The sequence below is a fragment of the Actinomadura roseirufa genome (assembly GCF_900659635.1).
Taxonomy (GTDB): Bacteria; Actinomycetota; Actinomycetes; order Streptosporangiales; family Streptosporangiaceae; genus Spirillospora; species Spirillospora roseirufa.
The window spans coordinates 1-3,809 of record NZ_CAACVB010000460.1 but is presented as its reverse complement, the minus strand read 5'-3'; the positions used below and the strand labels follow the sequence as shown (position 1 = coordinate 3,809).

Below are 3,809 nucleotides of genomic sequence, written 5' to 3'. Positions count from 1 at the left end.
GGGGCCTGCCCTGGCCGCCCGGACGCGCGGCGCCGCCGGAGTGGGCCCCGGAGCGGGCCGGGCCGGGGCGCCCGGCATGGGAGTTCGCCCTCCCGCGGGAGGTGTCGTGCGGCACTGGAGGACTCCGACTCGGCGGGGACGGACGCAGATTTCCTCATTTGTACCGCGCCATCACGGGCGGCGGCAGCGGAACCCCGATCTTTGCCCCGGCCCGGCGCCCGCGGCCCCGCGCGGCGCGGAACCCCGGCCCTACCTGGTGCGGGACGTCGCGGCGACGGCGAGGTCCGCGAGCGCGGCCCGCGCCGGCTCGGTGATCGGCGCCGCCGTGAGCGCCCGGTCCGCCTCCGCGGCGTACCGCTCGATCATCTCCTCGCACGCCGCGAGCCCGCCGGTCTCCTGGATGATCTCGCGCAGCTCGTCCACCCCCGGGCGGTCCAGCCCCGGGTCCCCGAGGCGCCGCCGCACCGCCGCCGCCTGCGCGGGCGTGGCGCGCTCCAGGGTCAGCGCGACCAGCACGGTCCGCTTGCCCTCGCGCAGGTCGTCGCCCGCCGGCTTGCCCGTCTCGGCGGGGTCGCCGAACACGCCCAGCACGTCGTCGCGGAGCTGGAAGGCGATGCCGAGCGGCAGCCCGTAGCCGGTGAGCGCCGCGGTCACCGCGGGCCCGCCGCCCGCCAGCGCGGCGCCGAGGTGCAGCGGCCGCTCGATCGTGTACTTGGCGCTCTTGAACTCCACCACCCGCAGCGCGGTCGCCACCGACGCCCCGCCGCGCGTGCCCTCCAGCATGTCGAGGTACTGGCCGCACATCACCTCGGAGCGCATCGTGTCGTAGACGGCCCGGCCGCGCCGGCGCCGCTCCTCGTCCAGCCCGCACGTCTCGAACATCTCGCCGGACCAGGCCAGGCACAGGTCGCCGAGCAGGATCGCGCCGCCCCCGCCGAACGCCCGCGCGTCGCCCGGCCAGCCCTGCGCCCGGTGCAGCGCCTCGAACCGCCGGTGCACCGACGGCTGGCCGCGCCGGATGTCGCTGGAGTCCATCACGTCGTCGTGGATCAGCGCGCTCGCCTGCAGCAGCTCCAGGGACGCCGCCGCCACCGCGATCCCCGCGTCCGCCTCGTCGCCGCCCGCGGCGTGCCAGCCCCAGTAGCAGAACGCCGGACGCAGCCGCTTGCCGCCGCTGAGAAGCCCGTCCAGGGCGGACAACAGCGGCGCGAGGTCGTCGCTGATGCCCAGCAGGCCGGGACGCTGCCGGGCGACGAAGGCCAGCAGCGCCTCGTCGATCTCCTTGCGGATGAGGGTGGCGGACATGCGGTGATCGTATCCAGCGTGCGCCGAACGTCCGCAATCGGGAGTGAAACAGGGCATTCGCCGAGGTCGGCGGCGTGCGGGACGGCCGCCGCGGGCTCCCGCTTAACCGGCGCGCAATACCGGCCTCTGTAGGCTTGGGGAATGCGACGCCTGCGCCCAGACCGTCCCCCCACCGTCCGAGAACTGCTGGCCTCGGGCGGGCGGTCCTTCTCGTTCGAGTTCTTCCCGCCCAAGACGGACAAGGGCGCGCGGAACCTCTGGCGCACCATCCGCCGCCTCGAGCCGCTGCACCCGACGTTCGTCTCGGTCACCTACGGCGCGGGCGGCGGCACCCGCGACAAGACCGTCGACATCGTCGAGCGGATCGCCACCGACACGACCCTCACCCCGGTCGCGCACTTCACCGCCGTGAACCACTCCCAGGCCGAGCTGCGGCAGCTCATCGGCCGGTTCGCCGCGGCCGGCGTGCGCAACATCCTCGCCGTGCGCGGCGACCCGCCCGGCGACCCGATGGGGGAATGGGTCAAGCACCCCGACGGCGTCGAGTACGCCGCCGACCTCGTCCGGATGATCCGCTCCTACGGCGACTTCAGCGTCGGCGTGGCGGCCTTCCCCTACAAGCACCCGCGCTCGCCCGACATCGAGAGCGACACCCGCCACTTCGTGGCCAAGTGCCGCGCCGGCGCCGACTACGCGATCACGCAGATGTTCTTCCGCGCGGACGACTTCCACCGGCTGCGCGACCGGGTCGACGCCGCCGGCTGCGACGTGCCGATCATCCCGGGCATCATGCCCGTCACCCAGATCAGCACGATCCAGCGGTCCGAGCAGCTGTCGGGCGCGCCGTTCCCCGCCGAGGTGCGGGCCCGCTTCGAGGCCGTCGCCGACGACCCGGAGGCGGTCCGGCGGCTCGGCATCGAGCACGCCGCCGAGCTGTGCCGCGACCTGCTCGACCAGGGCGTGCCGGGCATCCACTTCATCACCTTCAACCAGTCCACGGCGACCCGCGAGGTCTACGGGCTGCTGGAGGCCGGCGGGTACGGGGCCAGGGGCAGCGTCCCGCCCATGACCGCGTAGCGCGGGCCGCCGCCGGGGAACTCGAAGTCGGTCAGCAGGTCGACCATGCCGACCGACCGGTAGAGGTGCCGGGCCGGGGTGTCGGGCCGGACGTCCAGCGTGGACAGCACCACAGTCCGCTCCGGCCTGCCCTCGCACAGGGCGTTCAGCAGGCTCCGGCCGAGCCCCTTGCCCTGCGAGTCCGGGTGGACGTGCAGCTCGGCGACCTCGAACGGGTCCGACAGCCACGCCTCGGCGTGCTCGGGGCCGCCGCCCGCGGCCAGCGCGTAATGGACGACGTCGTGCCACCACTGGCCGCGCGACCCGTGGAACCCGTAGGCGAACCCCTGGACCGGTCCGCCCAGGCCGGGCAGCGTTCCGCGCCGCTCCGCGACGAACGCCCGGAACGCCGGATAGGAGGCGTGCCGCTCCATGATGGCGTGCCGGCCGGGAAGCTGCTCGGCCGGCGGGATCATCGCCGCGGCGTACACGTCCAGCATCGGTTTGAGCCTGCGCAGGAAGGCGCGTCCGTCGATCTCGCGCAGCTTCGGGTCCTTCACGGGACAGAGACTAGACCGTGCCGCCCCGGCGCCGCCCGAGCCTCACCTCGGCATCGGCCCCGCCGCGGCCGGACCGCGCCGGCCCTAGACCCGGGAGACGGTCCGTTCGGTGGCGGAGAGACGGTCGTAGATGTCCCACAGGATGCGGTCGGCCGCCTTCTTCAGCGTCCCGCGGTTCTCGTCGAGCCGGCCGCCCCACTGGCGCGCCTCCGGACCGAGCCAGGCGTCGGTCCCGCCGAGCGTCCGAACCGGCCCGTCGAGCGCGTCGCGGAGCTGCCCGATGCTGCCGTAGGCGTCCGCGTACGCCTGGTAGAGCCGCCGGTACTCCGGATTGGGCTGCTCGGCGGGCGACAGCCGGGACGCCGCCGCGGAGTCGAGCGGCGGCGGAAGGCTTCCGGGGGGCGGTGGAGCGGCCATGGCGACCTCTCATCCAGTCCGTTGCGGGTGCAGGTGCAGCTTGGCGACGGCCTCGCGCGTCCTCTTGCTCATGTCCGCCCCGGTGAGCACCCGCACCGCCGCGGGACGGACCCCGGCGCGGTCGGCCTCGGCCAGGAAGGCCCGCAGCCACGTCACGTCCATCGTCAGGTGGTGGCTGGACGTGCCGAGCGACTCCTCGATCACCTTCAGCCGCGCCGGGTCGCCGTGGGCCGCGGCGACCAGGTCCGCGGCGCGCGCGGGGCCGAGCCGCTCGTACAGCTTCTCGGTGTAGTCGGGATCGCGGGCGTTCGCCTTGAGGTGCTTCCAGACGGCGTCGGGGACGGCCTTGTGGTCATGGAGCGCCGCCGTCACGGCGATGGCGTCCACGCGCGCGGCCTTCGCCGCGGCCGGCCGGTCCGGGAAGGCGCCGAGGTCGCCCGCGCCGTGCGGCGTGGGCGCCGGGGCGGCCCG

Annotated in this window: 5 protein-coding genes; 1 reads left to right on the top strand and 4 read right to left on the bottom strand. The window is 74.9% G+C overall.

Translation table 11 applies throughout. The annotated features are described in order from the left end of the window. Window positions 1–249 precede the first annotated feature (249 nt). Entirely contained in the window at window positions 250–1,305 is a 1,056-nt protein-coding gene (locus tag E1291_RS40055) for a polyprenyl synthetase family protein (RefSeq protein ID WP_131743219.1), read from the bottom strand. A gap of 141 nt (window positions 1,306–1,446) precedes the next feature. Here E1291_RS40055 and metF point away from each other — a divergent pair, with 141 nt between their 5' ends. Beyond that, window positions 1,447–2,382: a methylenetetrahydrofolate reductase [NAD(P)H] gene (metF, locus tag E1291_RS40050; protein WP_131743218.1), complete on the top strand. Its 936-nt coding sequence runs from the start codon at window positions 1,447–1,449 to the stop codon at window positions 2,380–2,382. Here the strand turns inward: metF and E1291_RS40045 are convergent. The 3 genes from E1291_RS40045 to E1291_RS42915 all read right to left on the bottom strand — a co-directional run. After that, window positions 2,319–2,921: a GNAT family N-acetyltransferase gene (locus tag E1291_RS40045; protein WP_131743217.1), complete on the bottom strand. Its 603-nt coding sequence runs from the start codon at window positions 2,919–2,921 to the stop codon at window positions 2,319–2,321. The two genes, metF and E1291_RS40045, sit on opposite strands and share 64 nt — an antisense overlap. 84 nt (window positions 2,922–3,005) lie before the next feature. Next, a complete protein-coding gene (locus tag E1291_RS40040) occupies window positions 3,006–3,338 on the bottom strand; it encodes a hypothetical protein (RefSeq protein WP_131743216.1) in 333 nt (110 codons plus the stop codon). Window positions 3,339–3,347: 9 nt separating this feature from the next. Next, on the bottom strand, window positions 3,348–3,809 hold a 462-nt coding region (locus E1291_RS42915; RefSeq protein WP_207401217.1), incomplete at its 5' end, for a hypothetical protein.